Here is an 18332-nt window from a genome sequence, read left to right as displayed (position 1 = left end):
GACACTGGTGCCGTGAAGAGCCAAGACACCCCCTTCGAGGGCGGGCCCATGGACGGCCGCGTCCTGCCCGTGCTGCTGGGCCCGACCGGGCACCCGCCGAAGACGTACCGCATCCCCGTCCCCGACCCGGCGGGCGGCCCGCCGACCGTCCTGGTCTACCGACGCGTGCCCCGCGCGCACAGCGGGAAGCTCGGGCTGGTGCAGGGCTGGAAGTACGAGTACGACCCCGAGGGCAGGGCCGGCGGCCGCTTGAAGTGGCCGTGGTCGAAACCCGACGCCGGCCCCGGCGCCTAAGCCTGTCCGCCGGACGCCCGGACGGCTCACGCCAGACGCCGGACGGCTCACGCCACGCCGTACGGCAGCCCGCGCCATGCCACGCCCGACGCCACGCCGCGCGGCGGGCGGGATGACGCCGACGGGTGACGCCGTTGCGCCGAACCGCGCACGCTCGGCGCGCGGGCCGCGCGCGCAGCGCTGATGCTCACCCTGCGGGATGGAGGGGCCACCCCGCAGCGGAGGTGATGACGTGTCAGGAAGACTGCTGCGTCTGGCCTGTGCGGTCACGGTCGCCACGGCGGCGTTCACCGCTCAGGCCGTCCTGGCTCCCGGGGCCGCCGTGGCCGCGCCGGAGCCAGATGTCGCGGTCGCCGTACCGGAGCCAGATGTCGCGGTCGCCGCGCCGGAGCCCGATGTCGCGGTCGCCGTACCCGAGCCTGATGCCGCGGTCGCGGTACCGGAGCCCGACGCCGCGGTCGCCGCGCCGGAGCCCGGCCGGCGGCCCATGGCCGAGCTGCTGACGGACCTTCAGCGGCTGTACCGGGAGGCCGAGCAGGCCACCGAGGCCTACAACGCGACCGAGGAGAAGCTCAGGCAACGGCAGGCCGAGACCGGACACCTGGACGCCGACCTGGCGAAGGCCCGGCTGTCGCTGCACGAGAGCCGGGGAGCGGCCGGCCGGCTGGCCCGCCAGCAGTACCAGGGCAGCACCGGCCTCTCCCCCTACGTACGGCTGTTGCTCGCGCGCGATCCGCAGCACGCCCTCGACCAGGGGCATCTGATCGGCCAGTTGGCGCGCGAGCGGGCCGAGACTGTGGGACGGCTGGAAGGCAGCGAACGCAAGGCCGACGGGCTGGCGCGCAAGGCCCGCGCGGCCCTCGACGACCAGCTCACCCTCACGGAACGGAAGAGGAGGGAGCGGGACGACGTACGCCGGCGACTCGACGACGTGGAAAGACTTCTCGCGTCTCTCACGGCCGGCCAGCTCGCCGCCCTGGCCGCGCTGGAACGGGCCGGCGTCGCCGAGGACCAGAAGCAGCTGCTGGCCTCCGGGGCGCTCGGCGGCGAGCACACCCCGACCGAGGAGGGCGACCGCGCCCTGCGCTACGCCGAGCAGCAACTGGGCAAGCCGTACGAGTGGGGCGCGGAGGGCCCGAGCTCCTACGACTGCTCGGGCCTGACGTCGGAGGCGTGGGGGCATGCCGGGTCGCCCATCCCTCGGACCAGCCAGGAGCAGTGGGCACGACTGCCGAAGGTCCCGCTGAAGGAGCTACGCCCCGGGGACCTCGTCGTCTACTTCCCGGACGCCTCGCATGTGGCGATGTACGCGGGGGACGGGAAGGTCGTACAGGCTCCCCGCCCGGGCGAGCAGATCAAGCTCTCCCCGATCGCATCCAACCCGATCCTGGGAGCCGTCCGCCCGGACGACCCGCTCAGAGGGGCGCGGGGCCGAGACATGACTCCCCCGCACCCCGACGGCGATCAGGCCCCTGCGACTTCCGCCAGATAGGCGCCGGTCTTGTCCGGCTCGTAGAAGAAGTTCTCCAGATCCCCCGGATCATTGAACGCGTTCGCGAACCGGTGGGCGACCGGCGGCAGCTGCCCTGCGGCGCCGATGAGGTTCAGGACATGCTCCGGCGGCGGGGAGAGCATCGCGTTGGTCCACTTGGTGACGTGCTGCGCCGTCGCCCAGTAGCGGTCGAACGTCGCCTGCATCCACTCCTCGTCGAACTCCTTCTCGCCCTGCTCGAGGATCGAGTCGAGGTAGGCGGCGGCGCACTTGGAGGCCGAGTTGGAGCCCTGGCCGGTGATCGGGTCGTTGGCGACGACGACGTCCGCGACGCCGAGGACCAGCCCGCCGCCGGGCAGACGGCCGATCGGGTTGCGGACGGTGGGGGCGTAGCGGCCGGCCAGCGTGCCGCCGGCGTCGGTCAGCTCGACGTCGCCGGTGCGCGCGTACTCCCAGGGCGTGAACTTCTCCATGAGTTCCAGGGTCAGGGAGAGGTGCTGCGCCGGGTCCTTGACGCCGTTGAAGACGTCGAGCGGGCCGCCGGGTATGCCCTCCCAGAAGAGGATGTCCGCGCGGCCGGAGGTGGTGAACGTCGGCATGATGAACAGCTCGCCGACGCCGGGGACCAGGTTGCAGCGGACGGCGTCGAAGTCCGGGTGCTCCGGGCGCGGGCCCAGGCCGTGGACGTAGGCGACGGCGAGGGCGCGCTGCGGCTGGCTGTAGGGGGACCGCTCCGGGTCGCGGGCGAACATCGACACCAGCTCGCCCTTGCCCGCCGAGACCAGGACGAGGTCGTAGGCGCGGGAGAAGTAGTCGAGGTCGGAGACCGCCGCGCCGTGTATGACCAGCTGGCCGCCGCGCTGGGCGAACGTCTCCATCCAGCCGGCCATCTTCACCCGCTGGTCCACGGACTGCGCGTACCCGTCGAGCCTGCCCACCCAGTCGATCGCCCGCTGGGTCGGGCCGGGGTCGTGCGAACCGGGGGCCGCGACGGAGACGCCGAGTCCTTCGATCTTCGGGGCCTGGGACTCCCAGAAGTTCAGCTGGAGATCGCGCTCGTGCTGCAGCGCCGTGTGGAACATGCACTGTGTCGACATGACCCGGCCGGAGCGGATCTCGTCCGCGGTCCGGTTCGACATCAGGGTGACCTCGTACCCGTGCGACTGGAGGCCGAGGGCGAGCTGGAGACCGGACTGGCCGGCTCCGACGACGAGTATCTTCCGCATGCGGGGGACGTCTCCTTGGTGGGCTTCGGTGCGCCTGCTCGGTGGCTTCGGTGCGCCTACTCGGGGGTCTCGTCGAGCGCGTGGCCGACGAGGGACAGCAGGGTCTCGATGACCGAGATCCGGCGGCGCGCATCCATGATCATGACAGGTATGTGCGCGGCGACGGTGAGGGCTTCGCGCACGTCGTCCGGCTCGAACAGCTCGCTGCCGTCGAAGTGGTTGACGGCGACGACGTACGGCAGTCCGCAGCTCTCGAAGTAGTCCAGCGCGGGGAAGCAGTCCTTCAGGCGGCGGGTGTCGGCGAGGACGACCGCGCCGATCGCGCCGCGCACCAGGTCGTCCCACATGAACCAGAACCGCTGCTGGCCGGGCGTGCCGAACAGGTAGAGCACCAGGTCGTCGTCGAGCGTGAGCCGGCCGTAGTCCATGGCCACCGTGGTGGTGGTCTTCTCCGGCGTGCCGGTGAGGTCGTCGGTCTCCTCGCTGGCCTGGGTCATCAGCGCCTCCGTCTGGAGGGGCGTGATCTCCGAGACGGTGCCGACGAGGGTGGTCTTGCCGGCTCCGAAGCCGCCCGCGACCACGATCTTGGTGGCTATGGGGGCGCGGGTGCGGTCCGTCTGCCAGGGCTGCACGGGCTCGTCGGGTTCGACGATTGGGTCGACGCCAAAGGAGGAGGCGGCGTCAGAGACGACGGAGTCCACTCAGCACCCTTTCCAGCAGAGCGCGGTCGGGACGGCCCGTACCGTGAGCGGTACCGGTGCCGTACACACGGATCTTTCCCTGGTCCGCGAGGTCGCTGAGGAGCACCCGGACCACGCCGAGCGGCATCTTCAGCAGCGCGGCGATCTCGGCCACCGTGCGCATACGGCGGCACAGTTCGACGATGGCCCGCATCTCCGGCATGACCCGGGTGGTGAGAGAGCCGTTCGTGAGTTCCTTGCGCTCTTCCGGCCCCTCGATGGCCGCCGTGGTCTCCGTCGTCGCCACGAAGGTCTCGACGAGGAGGACGTGGCCGAAGCGGGTGCGGCCGCCGGTGAGCGAGTAGGGGCGTACGCGGGCGGGCTTGCGGTCGCCCCCGCGGACGGGGAGCAGCCGCCGCACGGCGCTCGCGTCGCCCGTGCCGTTCGCGGTCTTCTCGGGGTCCGTGCCGTTCGTGCCGTTCGTGCCGTTCTCGGGGCTCGTGCTCATCGCGTGCTCCCCGTCGGCTCGGCCTGGGTGTCGGACCCGGTGTCGTTCTCCAGGGACTTGCGGAGCTCGCTGCGGAGTTCGGGCGTCAGGACGTGGCCGGCGCGGCCCACGAAGAGCGCCATGTGGTACGCCACCACGCTCATGTCGCAGTCGGCGGAGCCGTGGACTCCGAGGAGGGATCCGTCGCTGATCGACATGACGAAGAGGCTGCCCTCGTCCATGGCGACCATGGTGTGCTTGACCACGCCGAACTCCATCAGCTTGGCGGCCCCGATGGTGAGGCTGCCGATGCCGGAGACGATGGTGGCGAGGTCGGCGGAGGAGCCGCGCGGGCCGGTGGGTTTCGCTCCGCGGGCCTCGCGGGCCGCGTCGTTGCGGCCGGGGTCCGAGGAGAGCAGGAGCAGGCCGTCGGAGGAGACGACGGCGACGGACTGGATGCCTGGCACTTCCTCCACGAGGTTGGTCAACAGCCAGTGCAGGTTACGGGCTTCACTGCTCAGTCCGAAGGTACTGGGCGCGGTCAACTGCTTGCCTCCTCGACTGTGCCCCCCGTGTCTTCTTCGGCATGTGCGCGTGCTGGTTGAGGGGACGGCACCTGGTTCTGGCCCGTCTTCTCGAAGATCTCCGCCTCTACGTCGCGGTAGCCGGCCTCCGCCCCCCGGCGGAAGCCGCCCAGGCGGCGGCGGAGGGCGTCGGCGTCGACGGAACCGCTGCGCTGCCGGGGAGCGGGGGTGGGTGCGGTGAGTTTCGGGGTGCGCTTGGGGAGGCCCTTGTCGGTGACGGGTTCCTCCGGGGCGAGTTCCTCCGGGGCGTCGGGGGTGCGTGCGTGCTCCGCCTCGGCCTCGAACTCGGGTGCGGGTGGCTCCTCTTGCTGCTCCCCTTGCTGGTCCTCGTACCGACCCTGGTGCTGGTGCTGGTCCTGCTCCGGGTGGTCCTGGTCCTGGCGCCGGCCCTCGAACCGATCTCCGGCCGACCCGCCTTGCGGCTGGGGCAGCAGGAGCTCCATCGTCATCTCGGCCGGCGTCTCCGCCACCGGCGCCGGCACAGTCGCCGGTGTCGGCTCAGGCACCGGTGTCGGCTCAGGCGCCGGTGTCGGCTCGGCCTCGGTTTCGGCCGCCGCCTGCGACTCCGCCTCCGACTCCGCTGCCGCCTCGGACTCCGCCTCTGCCCGTCGTACGGCCTTCTCGGCCAGTTCGATGAGGGGGTCGGCGGACTTCGGGCGGGCCGGGAGGACGTTGGAGTTGACCTCGGCGTCCGCGCCCGGGAGGGAGAAGGCCGGGGCCGTGGGGGAGGTCGAGGTCGCCGTCGGGATCGCGGTGTGCGGGGCGGCGGCGAGCAGCGGGGTCGGCAGGACGACCACGGCGGCCACCCCGCCCTGCTTCTGCTCGCGCAACTGCACGCGCACCCCGTGCCGGTGGGCCAGGCGGGCCACGACGTACAGGCCGAGGCCGAGACCCTCCTCGCCCTCCTGGTCGTAGGGCGTCTCCGGGTCGAACTCGGTGAGACGGGCGTTGAGGCGGCCCATCCGCTCCTCGGGGATGCCGATGCCCTCGTCCTGGACGGAGAGCATGACCTCGCCGTTCTCCAGGAGCCAGCCGGAGACCTCGACGGGCAGGTCCGGCGGGGAGAACGAGGTGGCGTTCTCCATGAGTTCGGCGAGCAGGTGGGACAGGTCGTCCGCGGCGAAGCCGGCCACGTGCGCGTGCGGGGGCAGGGCGGAGATGCGGACGCGCTCGTAGCGCTCGATCTCGCTGACCGCCGCCCGGACCACGTCCACCAGGGGGATCGGGCCCGCGTGCTGCTGGACGTGCTCGGTGCCGGCGAGGACCAGGAGGTTCTCGCTGTGGCGGCGCATGACCGTGGCGAAGTGGTCGAGCTTGAAGAGGGTGGCGAGGCGGTCGGGGTCCTGCTCGCGCTCCTCCAAGCCCTCGATGACCGCGAGTTGGCGTTCGACGAGGCCGAGGGTGCGCAGCGCGAGGTTGACGAAGGTGCCGCCGATGCTGTCCCGCAGCTGGTCCAACCGGGATGCGGAACCGTCCAGTTCGGCGCGCAGCTCCTCGCGGGCGTCGGCCATCATCTGGCGCTGGCCGACGAGGTGCTTGCGGTCGGACTCCAGGGTGGTGACACGCTCGTGGAGGGCGACGGCGTGCGCGTGCAGGGCGTTGACGGAACGGACGACCTGGGCGAACTCGTCGTTGCGGCCGGTGAACGTCACCGGCTCCTCGACGGCCGGGTTCTCGGCGTCGGCGAGGCGGGCGGAGCCGCGGCGCAGGACGGAGAGCGGCCGGGTGAGGCTGCGGGCCATGCCCGTGGAGACGACGACGGCCAGCAGCATCAGGGCCCCGAGGAGGGTGACGCGCAGCTCGAGGCCGGTGACGTCGTCGTCGCGCAGCTGGGCGAGGTCCTTGGTGCGGCGGTCGTAGAACGAGGACTCGGCCCCGCGCATCAGGTCGACGCGGGCGGACAGCGCGGCGTCCAGCTTCTTGGTGCTGGTGCCGAGGTCGCCGTCGCTCAGCGTGGGCTGGTCGGTGAGGGACGTGAGGTACTTCTCGGCGGTGTCGACGTCGCCGCCGGTGACCGTGGAGTCGTAGGAGTCCACCGCCGACTGCGGCGCGCCGTCCCGGAAGTCGGCGAGAGAGGCGTCGGAGCGCAGGCGGCTCTGCTGGGCGGCGGTGGTGAGGGCGTCGCGCTGCTCGGCGTCGGCCTCGGAGGAGACCTTCTCGGTGCTCGACAGGCCGGTGACGGGGTTGTAGACGGTCTCCTCGCGCGTCGGCACGTTCAGCGCCGCGAGCAGCAGTCCGCGGGCGGCGGAGGCCTCCTGGACGGCGGTGTCGAGCTCGGCGAGGGCGTACGCGCCGGAGCCCGCGCGGGGCGGCATGTCCTGCGCGAGTTGCTCGGCGAGGCCGTGCAGGGCGGCGATGACCTCGGAGTAGGCCTCGTGCGCCGCCAGGGCCGTGCTCTTGCCGGTGAGCGCCGTCCGGCGGACGGAGGCGATGGAGTCGAGGGCCTTGCGCAGCGTCGCGGGGACGTCGGTGTCGGCGGTCAGCTCCCGTGACTGGCGGTCCACGCGGGCGCTGCCCTGGGTGGAGGGGGCCTGCGACTTGGGGCGGCCGGCCGCGACGTACACGGTGACCTCGTCGCGCTCGTCCGCGAGGGATTGGGCGAGAGCGAGGGCGTCCTGGGTCTGTTCGGCCAGGGTGACCAGGTCCTGGGAGTCCTTCAGCTGCCCGGAGGCGGCGAGGACGCCGGGGGCTCCCGCCCCGGCTATGGCGGCGGCGACCACGGCCACCGCGACGATCAGCCGGTTGCGCACGTGGGTGGGGCGGCCCTTGCCGACAGGGGTGCGCTCCGCGCCCCCCTCGGAGGCCGTCTTGCTGCCTGTGCGCCGAGGCCGCGTCTTCTGCACCGGTGCTCGCATTCCTGACTCGTGTACCCATGGGCCGGATGTGACGCTCCGTCAACTGGTGCGTACGTCCGGTACGGTTCCCGACCCTCCCAGTGCCGGTGGGCAGGGGTCGCGCATCGCATGCCCCGCCACCCGAAGGAGTGAACATCGGAGGGGAGTTGGCGGGCAAGTTCCCGTGGCGCGTGCGACGGCCTTGCGCGGCAGGCCGGTTGGACGTGGGCGGCGGGCTTTGGCAGTATTCGCCGCCACGTCTTCCCGGACCCCTTCATTACGCCCCAAAACAGGCGTCTGACCTGCGGCGCTACGCCAATTCGGGGATGGATGCAAGCCTTTCGCGAACCTTGTGAAAGGGCGGTGCAGACTGGCCGGATGCGTACGGAACTTGTCTCGGAGCCGGGCGATCGGGCCTACCCCAACGAGGACTTCGCAAGTGTCGGCCTTCCCGCCTGCGGACAGGGCGGTTCGCTCGTCCTCCTGGACGGGGTGACGCCGCCGCGCGACGGCACGGGGTGTCTGCATTCGGTCCCCTGGTTCACCGCGAGGCTGGGCGGGGCCCTGACCGAACTGACCGTTTCACTCCCGGATGTTCCGCTGGCCGAGGCCCTCGCGCTCGCCCTGGCGCGTACCGCCGAGGCACATGCGGAAACCTGTGACCTTTCTCACCCACGCACCCCACAGGCCACCGTGGCTCTCGCCCGTTGGTCGGCGCAGAGCGTCGAGTACCTGATGCTGTGCGACTCGACGCTGCTGCTGGCGTCCCCCGACGGCGTGGTCACGCCCGTCCACGACGACCGGCTGGCCCGTCTGCCCCGCGCCCGCCTGCGCAGCAACGCGGTCGTCGACGCGACGCTGCGCAACAAGGAGGGCGGCTTCTTCACCGCCGCGGCCGACCCGTCGGTGGCCGCCCGCGCGGTGACGGGGACCGTCCCCCGCGCGGACGTGGCCGCCCTGGCCGGCCTCTCGGACGGGGCGACCCGCTGGGTCGAGACGTTCCGCCGGGGCGACTGGACGGACCTCTTCGCCCTCCTGCGCGAGGAGGGCCCGGCGGCGGCGGTTCGGCGCGTACGGGAGCTGGAGCGGGCGGACAGCGAGGAACGGGCGTTCCTGGGGCGCGCGAAGACGCACGACGACGCGACGGCGGTGTACGTGGAGCTGTGAGCGGCGCCGTCGGGGCGGGGGCGGGGTTGGGCCGGGGAGCTCGGCGGCTACTTCTCCATGCCCAGGTTCAGCTGGTGCAGCAGTCGGGCCAGTTCGGCGACCTCGAGGCGGTCCCAGTGGGAGAGCTGGCTGACGTAGCGGCCGCGGCGGGCCTCGCGGACCCGGGTCACGCGGGTGCGGCCCTCGGGGGTGAGGTCGACCAGCCAGGCGCGGCCGTCCGCCGGGTCCGGCTCGCGGGCGATCAGGCCGAGCTCCTCCAGGGCGCGCAGCTGACGGGACATGGTGGCCTTGCCGACGCCGATGTAGGCGGCCAGCTCGGTGGCCCGCTGGCGGCCCAGCTCCTCCAGCCGCACGAGGAGGCCGTACGCGGCGGACTCCAGGTCCGGGTGGACCTCGCGGGCCATCTCTCCCTGGTTGGCACGGGCGCGCCGCAGCAGCACCGTCAGCTCGCGCTCCAGGGAGAGGAACTCCCGGTCGCCCGGCTCCAGACCACGCGACTCCAGCCCTCGCGACTCCAGACCACGCGGCAGGGCCGCGGATTCGCCGCCCCGTCCGTCGCCGTTTCCGTCCTCGTGCACGTCAGCACCTCTGATCCGATGTCCCGATCCTGAAAGTTCTCGCCGATCCGCCGATCCCCGTCATCGCCGCAGCTCCGACAGTATTTCGCAATTTCGCAGGCGGGGGCCGACGGCGGGCCCCCGCGGACACGGCCGACACGGCCGACACGGCCGACACGGCCGACACGGCCGACACGGCCGACACGGCCGACACGGCCGACACGGCCGACACGGCCGACACGGCCGACACGGCCGACACGGCCGACACGGCGAAGGCCCGGGCTCCCTCGCGGGAGCCCGGGCCTCGCCCTATCCGGTCGCGTCCGTCACGCCGCGACCGGAGCCTGTGAATCCTGCACCCGCGCGCCGTCGGCGGCCGGCGACAGGGCCAGTTCCAGTACCTGGCGGACGTCCGTCACGGCGTGGACGTCGAGCTTGTCCAGCACTTCGGCGGGCACGTCGTCCAGGTCGGGCTCGTTGCGCTTGGGGATGACCACGGTGGTCACGCCCGCCCGGTGCGCGGCGAGCAGCTTCTGCTTCACGCCGCCGATCGGCAGGACCCGCCCGGTGAGGGAGACCTCGCCGGTCATCGCCACGTCGGTGCGGACCGGACGGCCGGACAGCAGGGACGCGAGGGCCGTGGTCATCGTGACGCCCGCGCTCGGGCCGTCCTTGGGGACCGCGCCCGCCGGGAAGTGGATGTGCACGCCCCGGTCCTTCAGGTCGGCCACCGGCAGCTCCAGTTCGGCTCCGTGGCTGCGCAGGAAGCTCAGCGCGATCTGCGCCGACTCCTTCATCACGTCGCCGAGCTGGCCGGTCAGGGTCAGCCCCGCCGCGCCCGTCTCCGGGTCGGCCAGCGACGCCTCGACGTACAGGACGTCGCCGCCCGCGCCCGTGACCGCGAGGCCGGTGGCGACACCGGGCACCGCCGTCCGGCGCTCGGCCGGGTCCTGGGCGGACTCGGGCACATGGTGCGGCCGGCCGATCAGAGCGCGCAGATCGCCGTCCGTCACGGTGAACGGCAGCTTCCGCCCGCCCAGTTCGTGCTGGGCCGCGACCTTGCGCAGCAGCCGGGCGATGGACCGCTCCAGGGTGCGGACGCCGGCCTCGCGTGTGTACTCGCCGGCGAGCTTGCGCAGCGCGCTCTCGTCGAGCGTCACCTCGTCCTCGGCCAGGCCCGCCCGCTCCAGCTGGCGCGGGAGCAGGTGGTCGCGGGCGATGACGACCTTCTCGTCCTCGGTGTAGCCGTCGAGGCGGACCAGCTCCATACGGTCGAGCAGGGCCTCCGGGATGGCTTCCAGGACGTTGGCCGTCGCCAGGAACACGACGTCCGACAGGTCCAGCTCCACCTCCAGGTAGTGGTCCCGGAAGGTGTGGTTCTGGGCCGGGTCCAGGACCTCCAGGAGCGCCGCGGCCGGGTCGCCGCGGTAGTCGGAGCCGACCTTGTCGATCTCGTCGAGCAGGACCACCGGGTTCATGGACCCGGCCTCCTTGATCGCCCGCACGATCCGCCCGGGCAGCGCGCCGACGTACGTACGGCGGTGGCCGCGGATCTCGGCCTCGTCGCGGACGCCGCCGAGCGCCACGCGGACGAACTTGCGGCCCATGGCGTGCGCGACGGACTCGCCGAGGCTGGTCTTGCCGACGCCGGGCGGGCCGACGAGGGCCAGCACCGCCCCGCCGCGCCGACCGCCGACGACGCCCAGACCGCGCTCGCCGCGCCGCTTGCGCACCGCGAGGTACTCGGTGATCCGCTCCTTCACGTCCTCCAGGCCCGCGTGCTCGGCGTCCAGGATCGCCTTGGCTCCCCGGATGTCGTACGCGTCCTGCGTCCTGTCGTTCCACGGGAGTTCGAGGACGGTGTCCAGCCAGGTGCGGATCCAGGAACCCTCGGGGGACTGGTCGGAGGACCGCTCCAGCTTGTCGACCTCCTTGAGGGCGGCCTCGCGGACCTTCTCGGGCAGGTCGGCGGCCTCGACGCGGGCGCGGTAGTCGTCGGACTCCTCGCCCTCCGACTCGCCGTTCAGCTCGCGCAGCTCCTTGCGGACGGCTTCGAGCTGGCGGCGGAGCAGGAACTCGCGCTGCTGCTTGTCGACGCCCTCCTGGACGTCCTTGGCGATGGTCTCGGCGACGTCCTGCTCGGCGAGGTGGTCGCGCAACTGCTGGGCGGCGAGCTTCAGTCTGGCGACCGGGTCGGCGGTCTCCAGGAGCTCGACCTTCTGTTCGGTGGTCAGGAACGGCGAGTAGCCGGAGTTGTCGGCGAGCGTGGAGACGTCGTCGATGGCCTGGACGCGGTCGACGACCTGCCAGGCTCCGCGCTTGCGCAGCCAGGCGGTGGCCAGCGCCTTGTACTCCTTGACGAGGTCGGCGACCTGACCGGGCAGCGGCTCGGGCACGGTCTCCTCGAGCCTCGTGCCCTCGACCCACAGCGCGGCTCCCGGGCCGGTCGTGCCCGCGCCGATCTGCACACGGGCTCGACCGCGGATCAGCGCGCCCGGGTCGCCGTCGGCCAGTCGGCCGACCTGCTCGACGGTGCCGAGCACACCGGTGCTCGCGTACGTCCCGTCGATGCGCGGCACCAGCAGCACCCGCGGCTTTCCGGGCTCCGAGCGCGCGGCGGCCTGGGCGGCCTCCACCGCGGCGCGTACGTCGGTGTCGTTGAGGTCCAGCGGAACCACCATGCCGGGGAGCACGACCTCGTCATCGAGCGGCAGCACGGGCAGAGTGAGCGGAATGGACGTCGATGCCATGATCTCCCCTTCGGCAGTCAAGTTGAGCTATGCCGACTCAATGCACATGAGCCCTCGAATGTTCCCCACGATGCCTGCCGTTCGCTGTCAGCGATCACGGCTGCTCTGTAGGCAGCCTGTCAGGCACGGTCCTGCGCCTGCTGTGGCTGTGACTCCGGCGTCGGCTCCGGCTCCGGCGCGGAGAGAAGCGCTGTCGCGCGGCGGGGGAGCAGCAGCGGGGTCGCCAGCAGGAGCACGCCGGCCAGGCCGATGGCCGTGCGCGGGCCGAGCAGGCTGCCCAGCACGCCCCAGAGGGCTGTCAGGAGCGCGGTCGTGGCCTTGGTCGTCACCGCCCAGGCGGACAGTGTGCGGGCGACCCGGCCGGTCGCGGTGCGTTCGAGGCGGTAGGCGGCGTGGACGGGATTGAAGACCCCGCAGCAGAAGATGAGCCCGAGCTCGACGCCCATCACCAGCAGCAGCCCTCCGACGCCCGGCCCCAGGAAGGCCAGGCCGACGGGCCAGATGGCGCGCAGCGTCCCGGCCACGACCAGGACCTGGCGCTGCCCGAACCGGGTGACGAGCGGTCGGGCCAGCCGTGAACCGAGCAGTCCGCCGATCGCGGGCGCGGCGAAGGCGAGGCCGTACTGCCACGGCGCGAACCCGAGCCGGCCGAGCATCAGGACGGCCAGCAGCGGCTGGGCGGCCATCACCAGGCCGTTGAACAAGGCGGTGTTGAAGAACAGCGGACGCAGCGTCGCGTCGGCGAGGATGTACCGCCAACCGTCGAGCAGGTCCCCGGCCCGCATGCGCGCGGCCTCCCGGCGCTCGGGCCGCGGCTCATGGCCGCCCATCGCGCGGATGCCCAGGGCCGAGAGCAGGTAGCTGACCGCGTCGGCAACCACCGTCGCCACCGGACCCAGGAGCCCGATCGCCGCGCCGCCCAACGGCGGTCCGATGATCGTGGTCGTCCAGGCCGTCGACTCGAATCGGGCGTTGGCGACGAGCAGGTCCTCGGCCGGCAGCAACGTCTTCAGGTACGCGCCGGAGGCGGCGCGGAAGGTGATGTCGGCCGCCGCGACGACGATCGAGACCAGCAGAAGCTGAAGGAAGGTGAGCACACCGAGCGCGAACGCGGCGGGAATCGTCAGCAGCGCCGCGAACCGCACCAGGTCCATCGCGATCAGCACCGGCCGCTTACGGCGGAACTCCACCCACGGGCCCAGCGGCACCGCCGCGGCCGCGCCCACCACGGCCCCCACGGAGGAGAGCGCGGCGACCTCGGCCGGTCCGGCGTGCAGCACCCGGATGGCGATCAGCGGGAACGCGCCGAAGGCGAGCCATGTGCCGAGCGCGCTGACCCCGTACGCCCCCCAGAGCCATCCGAACCGCCGCCCCAGCCCCTGTCCGAGCAGCTGTCCCAGCCGGTGCCCGCTCTTCATGCCCGACGCCCCTCGCCACTCACCCGCACAACCGATCCGCGATCGGAAGCATCAAAGCGAGCACCGCCACCAGGAATCAAACAACCACAGAGGCATCAGCCACAACCAACGGTTGTATCCATAGGATGTCGGCATGGACCTCGACACCGTCCGGACCTTCGTCGCCGCCGCCGACGCGGGGCGGTTCCAGGAGGCCGCCGCCGAGCTGGCGATCACCCAGCAGGCCGCCTCCAAGCGCATCGCCGCGCTGGAGCGCAACCTCGGCGTGCGACTGTTCACCCGTACCGCGCGCGGCGCCGAGCTCACCATCGACGGGCAGGCGTTCCTGCCCCACGCGCGCGAGCTCCTGCGCGTCGCCGAGCGCGCGGTCGCGTCCGTGCGCACCGGCCGCCGTCCGCTGCGCGTCGACGTGATCGCCTCGCGCAGCGCGCCGTCGGGTCTGATGCGCGGCTTCCACCGCGCGCACCCCGACATCGAGCTCGACGTGCTGATGCTGTTCGACATCGAGACGGCCGTCGCCGCCATCCGGTCCGGTGCGATCGACGCGTCCTTCCGCGCCGTCGCCGTGCCCGGCCGTCCCCTTCCCGAGGACATCGAGTCCGTCCGGGTGCTCGACGAGCCGCTCCAGCTCCTCACCGGCCCCGCCCACGCGCTGGCGGGCGCCCGGTCGGTGCCCCTGGCCCAGCTCGCCGGGCACCGGATCTGGATGCCCGGCATCGTCCCCGGCACCGAGTGGGCCGCCTACTACGACGACCTCGTCGCCGAGTTCGGCCTCACCATCGAGGCGACCGGCCCCAACTTCGGCTCCGACGCACTCCTCGACACCATCGCCGACACCCCGGCCCTGGCCACCTTCATGGGCGGGCAGACCCGCCTCATCTGGCCCGCCGACCACGGCCTGCGCCGCATCCCGGTGACCGACCCGACGCCCGTCTACCCGCACTCGCTCCTCTGGCGCCGCGACAACCCCCACCCGGCGCTGGCCACCCTCCGCGCCCACCTCGCCGCCACGACGGCCGGCCACGACGCCGCCGGGACCTGGGCGCCGGGCTGGGTGGTTCCGCGCTGATCGACAACGGCTGGCGGCGCGGGAACCCGGAGGTCTATCATCGCAAGTAATAGGTGATTGCCATAGGCGGCCCTTACCGATACTCACCGGTACTCCTAGCGGGGGGAATGGCATGGACGGACTCGTGCGGGCTTGGGTGGACGGCTGGGTCGTGTCGCGCGGGGCCGCTCCGCCGGTCCGGGAGCCCTGGGGGTTCACCGTCGACGTGGGGCAGATCAACCAGGTGTCGCGGCATGTCTTCGAGGCGCTCGGCGACGACGTCCCGGAGGGCGCGGTGCGCAAGGTGGCCGACGGAGTGACCGGGGCGGGGGTCTGTCTCAAGGTGTTCCAGAACCCGGCGGTGGTCGGGGGATGGCTGGGCGACGGGTGGTGGATCAACCCCGAGCCGGGCTATCTCATGACCGTGCCGTTGACGCCGGGGCACGCGCGCGCGGAGGCGTCCGAGGCCCCCGAGATCCCGGCCGGGTACCGGATGCGCGGCTGGTCGGTCGGCGGTGTCCGGCGGTTGCTCGTGGCCGCTCCCGACGGTTCGCTCGCGGCGCGCGGCCAGGTCGCCCTGAGCGATGCCGGCGCCAAGGCCGGTACCGAGGCCGTCTTCGACCAGATCGAGACGGCCCCCGCACACCAGCGGCGGGGACTGGGCAGCCTGGTGATGCGGACACTCCAGGCCACGGCGGCCGCCGAGGGCGCGCGCACCGGCGTGCTGGCCGGGACCCCGGCGGGCCGGGCCCTGTACGAGACCCTGGGCTGGCACGTGGCGGCGATGCTGACCAACGCGAAGTTCACCGGGGCGGGCGACTGAAGCACACGCGGACGGGCGGCTCACGGGAACGGGCGCTGAAGGAGCGGACAGCCGACGAGGCGGGCAGCCGACGGGGCGGACAGCCCCCACCCCGTCCCCGCCCACTTCCGGCATTCGGCCCGAAGTCGCCCCGCACCGCGACCACAATGCGCATATGACCGATGACTGGAAGCGACGACTCGACGCCCTCCACGCGGATCTGGTCCGCCGTGACGATCCGGTCGCCTGGGTGACGGAGGCGGACGCGGTGGAGGCCTCCCGGCGTTACCCGCACATCGCGCTGCGCGGGCCCGTCTTCGGCGTCGCCGCGCGGGATCCGGCCGCCGCCGAGCCACGCTGGCGGCTGCTGAAACCGGTGATCGACGGCATGCCCCAGCAGGCCAGGGACGGGCTGAACTCGCATCTGTGGTTCACGGCGAAGGACGGCGTCGACGACCCGGCGGCCCGGCGCGGGCTGCTCGCGGCCGTGGCCGTGCTGGAGCGCGAGCCGGCCGACGAGGTGGAGGCGTTGGGCGTGCGCTACCGGGTGGTGCGCGGCGACGAGTTCGCCCGGACCGGCGACGACGGTCTGGAGCCGCCCCGCCCCACCGACCCGGAGCCCGCGGACCCCTCCTGGGAGGAGCGCGGCGGCACCCCGTCGCCGGACGTGGACTTCGTCCTCGACCCCGACCGGGACGAGAGCCCGATGGCGGGCGCGTTACGGCTGGGCCTGCGCGACTTCGTCTACACGGGCTCCCGCTTCCCCGCCGACGTACGCGCGGACTCGGCGCGGGCGGCCACGACGCACCCGGACGTCGTCCGCCTGCCCGTCGGCTTCTCGGTGGCCGAACGCGACGGCGTGAACTGGACCCCGCGCGGGTCCGTCCTCGGGACCCCGCACGAGGCGCGCCGCTCGCTGTACTACGGACTGGACCGCGACTGGGCGCTGCTGCACCGCTTCGACGAGCAGAAGAAGGCCCGGTACGCGCAGGCCGCCGAGGCGTTCCGGGCGGCCGGGCGGGCCGACGAGGCGAGCGTGGACGACCGCTTGTTCCGGATCTGCCGGGTCGAACGGATGGTCCGCATGGGCCCCGACGGCCCCGAGCCGCCCCGCCCTTCGGACGTCGACGACTACGGCCCCATGAAGATGCACCCGACCCTGCACGAGGACGGCACCGTCCAGTACGACGACTGACCGACCCGACACACCCCCGCAACGGCGCTCACAGGCAACTCACGCACACTGCAAGCCGGTTCACAGCACGCAGCCGCCCGAACAGGGGCAGAGCGGGACAGGACTCGGGGGACGACGTGAGCGACACGCCAGACACGCCAGGCACACCAGACATACCGAACACATCCAATACACCCAATACACCCAATACACCGGATACGCCGACCACGCCGGACGCGGTGCATGCACCCGATGCCCGCGACGGCCACCGTCCAAGCCGTCGCCCGAGCCGCCGTTCGAACCGCCCGAGTCGTCGCGCCCTCGTCGCCGGAGCCACCGCGATCGCCGCCGCTGCCGTCGCCGTCCCGCTCGCGGTCCGCGCGACCCGCACCGGGGGCGACGGGCGGACCCCGGCCGCCGCCACCCCCGCCCCGGCCGCGCACCGAAGCGCGACGTCCGCGCCCGCCCCTGCTCCCCCGCCCACGCCCACGCCCAGCCCGCGTCTGCGCTCCGACCACCGGCCCAACATCCTTCTGGTCCTCACCGACGACCAGCCCAAGGAGACCGACTGGGCGCTGCGGCAGACCGTCGACTGGCTCGGCCGCGACGGCGTGACCTTCGCGCGGGCCCACGCCAACACCCCGCTGTGCGCGCCCTCCCGGGCCTCGATCATGTCGGGCCGGTACGCCCACCACCACGGCGTCCTCGACACCCGCCACCCCACCCACCTGGACCAGCGCACCACCGTCCAGCGGCAGTTGCACGAGGCCGGGTACCGTACCGGCCTGTTCGGCAAGTACCTGAACTACTGGCGGCCCGCCGACGACCCGCCCCATTTCGACGAGTGGCTGCTCCAGGAGCCGGTGGCCTACAACAACGGCCACTACAACGACAACGGGACGGTCCGGACCGTCCCCGGCTACAACACCACCGTCATCAAGGACCGCGCCCTCGCCTTCATCGAGCGCTCGCGCACGGACACCCGCCCCTGGTTCGCGTACGTCGCCACGCGCGCGTCGCACGAGTTGAACATCCCGGAGCGGAAGTACGCGCACACGCGCGTGCCCGTCTGGAACGGCCGGCCCTCGGTCTTCGAGACCGGCGGGGCCGGCAAGGCGGACAAGCCACCGTTCCTGCGCGCGGCGAAGCACTCCTTCGCCCAGGGATCCGCCCTGCGCACCCGTCAGTTGCGCACCCTGCTCTCCGTCGACGACGCGATGCGCGACTTCCGCGACAAGCTGCGCGAGCTCGGTCAGCTGGAGAACACGCTCGTGCTGTTCACCAGCGACCACGGCCTGTGCTGGGGCGACCACGGCTGGCTGCGCAAGTCGGTGCCCTACCGGCCGAGCCTGGAGGTGCCGTTCCTGATGTCGTGGCCGGCGGGCGGACTGGCCAGGGGCGGCACGGACGACCGGCTCACCGGCCATGTCGACATCGCGCCGACCTTCCTGGCCGCGGCCGGCGTCGCCCCCGACACCCCGCACGACGGCCACTCCCTCCTCGACGCCCGCAACGACCGCGACCACCTCCTCGCCGAGTGGTGGTGGAACCGCCAGGACAAGACGCCGATCCACACCTGGGCGTCGTACGTCGGGAAGAGCGAGCAGTACACCGAGTACTACCGCGGTCGCCTCGACGCCGACGGCCGCCCGCAGGGCTCCGGCGAGGTCCTCTTCCGCGAGTACTACGACCTGCGCGCCGACCCGCACCAACTGACCAACCTGCTCTACGGCGCGAGCCCCGCGCAGGAGCGACGGCTCGGCGTCCCTGCGCTGGCCCGGGGGCTGGCGGGGGCGCGGGGCGTCTGAGAGAGCGCTGG

15 protein-coding genes are annotated in these 18332 nt (G+C 72.7%); 7 read left to right on the top strand and 8 right to left on the bottom strand.

All coding sequences use genetic code 11. From position 1 onward, the window contains the following. Window positions 1-12: 12 nt before the first annotated feature. Together OG562_RS29040 and OG562_RS29035 are read left to right on the top strand one after the other, a co-directional pair. On the top strand, window positions 13-294 hold the full coding sequence (locus OG562_RS29040; protein ID WP_266402968.1) for a hypothetical protein: 282 nt from the start codon (window positions 13-15) through the stop codon (window positions 292-294). Window positions 295-526: 232 nt separating this feature from the next. Then, on the top strand, window positions 527-1786 hold the full coding sequence (locus OG562_RS29035) for an NlpC/P60 family protein (RefSeq protein WP_266402966.1): 1260 nt from the start codon (window positions 527-529) through the stop codon (window positions 1784-1786). Here OG562_RS29035 and OG562_RS29030 read toward each other — a convergent pair. Genes OG562_RS29030 through OG562_RS29010 form a run of 5 tightly spaced genes read right to left on the bottom strand, consistent with a single transcriptional unit; the run spans window position 1759 to window position 7606 of the window. Continuing rightward, window positions 1759-3012 (bottom strand): styrene monooxygenase/indole monooxygenase family protein, encoded by a 1254-nt coding sequence (locus OG562_RS29030; protein ID WP_266402963.1) that lies wholly within the window; start codon window positions 3010-3012, stop codon window positions 1759-1761. The genes OG562_RS29035 and OG562_RS29030 overlap by 28 nt on opposite strands. 56 nt (window positions 3013-3068) lie before the next feature. Next, on the bottom strand, window positions 3069-3713 hold the full coding sequence (locus OG562_RS29025) for an ATP/GTP-binding protein (RefSeq protein WP_266402960.1): 645 nt from the start codon (window positions 3711-3713) through the stop codon (window positions 3069-3071). Then, window positions 3694-4200: a DUF742 domain-containing protein gene (locus tag OG562_RS29020; protein WP_266402957.1), complete on the bottom strand. Its 507-nt coding sequence runs from the start codon at window positions 4198-4200 to the stop codon at window positions 3694-3696. The genes OG562_RS29025 and OG562_RS29020 overlap by 20 nt, the downstream gene beginning before the upstream one ends. Next, the gene (locus OG562_RS29015; RefSeq protein WP_266402955.1) at window positions 4197-4724 is read right to left on the bottom strand and encodes a roadblock/LC7 domain-containing protein; all 528 of its coding nucleotides are present in this window, start codon (window positions 4722-4724) and stop codon (window positions 4197-4199) included. The genes OG562_RS29020 and OG562_RS29015 overlap by 4 nt, the downstream gene beginning before the upstream one ends. After that, entirely contained in the window at window positions 4721-7606 is a 2886-nt protein-coding gene (locus OG562_RS29010; RefSeq protein WP_266402953.1) for a nitrate- and nitrite sensing domain-containing protein, read from the bottom strand. The genes OG562_RS29015 and OG562_RS29010 overlap by 4 nt, the downstream gene beginning before the upstream one ends. Window positions 7607-7975: 369 nt before the next feature. On the opposite strand from OG562_RS29010, the gene OG562_RS29005 reads away from it, so the two are divergent. After that, window positions 7976-8764, top strand: a complete 789-nt coding sequence (locus OG562_RS29005; RefSeq protein ID WP_266402952.1) for a hypothetical protein — start codon at window positions 7976-7978, stop codon at window positions 8762-8764. Window positions 8765-8811: 47 nt separating this feature from the next. On the opposite strand, the gene OG562_RS29000 is transcribed toward OG562_RS29005, so the two are convergent. From OG562_RS29000 to OG562_RS28990, 3 genes are all read right to left on the bottom strand, one after another. After that, window positions 8812-9282: a MarR family winged helix-turn-helix transcriptional regulator gene (locus OG562_RS29000; protein WP_266409600.1), complete on the bottom strand. Its 471-nt coding sequence runs from the start codon at window positions 9280-9282 to the stop codon at window positions 8812-8814. 365 nt (window positions 9283-9647) lie between these two features. Then, on the bottom strand, window positions 9648-12071 hold the full coding sequence (gene lon, locus OG562_RS28995) for an endopeptidase La (protein WP_266402950.1): 2424 nt from the start codon (window positions 12069-12071) through the stop codon (window positions 9648-9650). 119 nt (window positions 12072-12190) lie between these two features. Further along, window positions 12191-13489, bottom strand: coding sequence for an MFS transporter (locus OG562_RS28990; protein WP_266402948.1), 1299 nt, complete (start codon window positions 13487-13489; stop codon window positions 12191-12193). Between the two features lie 133 nt (window positions 13490-13622). On the opposite strand from OG562_RS28990, the gene OG562_RS28985 reads away from it, so the two are divergent. From OG562_RS28985 to OG562_RS28970, 4 genes are all read left to right on the top strand, one after another. Continuing rightward, entirely contained in the window at window positions 13623-14558 is a 936-nt protein-coding gene (locus OG562_RS28985; protein WP_266402946.1) for a LysR family transcriptional regulator, read from the top strand. Window positions 14559-14670: 112 nt separating this feature from the next. After that, entirely contained in the window at window positions 14671-15360 is a 690-nt protein-coding gene (locus OG562_RS28980) for a GNAT family N-acetyltransferase (RefSeq protein WP_266402943.1), read from the top strand. Window positions 15361-15514: 154 nt separating this feature from the next. Then, the gene (locus OG562_RS28975; protein WP_266402941.1) at window positions 15515-16534 is read left to right on the top strand and encodes a DUF5954 family protein; all 1020 of its coding nucleotides are present in this window, start codon (window positions 15515-15517) and stop codon (window positions 16532-16534) included. Window positions 16535-16752: 218 nt separating this feature from the next. Beyond that, on the top strand, window positions 16753-18321 hold the full coding sequence (locus tag OG562_RS28970) for a sulfatase (RefSeq protein WP_266402940.1): 1569 nt from the start codon (window positions 16753-16755) through the stop codon (window positions 18319-18321). The last annotated feature ends 11 nt before the right edge of the window (window positions 18322-18332 follow it).

This window comes from Streptomyces sp. NBC_01275 (assembly GCF_026340655.1).
Taxonomy (GTDB): Bacteria; Actinomycetota; Actinomycetes; order Streptomycetales; family Streptomycetaceae; genus Streptomyces.
The sequence above is the reverse complement of the archived record's forward strand: the minus strand, read 5'-3'. Positions and strand labels throughout refer to the sequence as shown.